1 pseudogene is annotated in these 238 nt (G+C 72.3%); it reads left to right on the forward strand.

Going from position 1 to position 238, the window contains the following annotated elements:
- Positions 1 to 238, forward strand: a pseudogene (locus tag KVT44_RS56975) (cysteine--tRNA ligase); the annotation flags it as partial.

A 238-nucleotide genomic window follows, 5' to 3' on the forward strand; every position in this document is an offset into this window, starting at 1 on the left:
TCGGCAGCCTGCCGCCCACCTACGGGCCGCGGGCCACCGGGCACATCACCGAGATGGTGGAGGATGTGCGCGGGCTCATCGAGCGCGGGCACGCGTACGAGGCGGACGGGAACGTCTACTCCGACGTGCGGTCCTTCCCCGGGAACCTCCACTGGCCCAACCAGGAGCTGGACAACCTCCAGCAGCCGTCCGGAGCCGGGGAGACGGGCACGCCGGCCCCCTGGAACTTCCCCTGGGG

This window comes from Streptomyces sp. GbtcB7 (assembly GCF_019091445.1).
In the GTDB taxonomy this organism is placed as follows: domain Bacteria; phylum Actinomycetota; class Actinomycetes; order Streptomycetales; family Streptomycetaceae; genus Streptomyces; species Streptomyces mirabilis.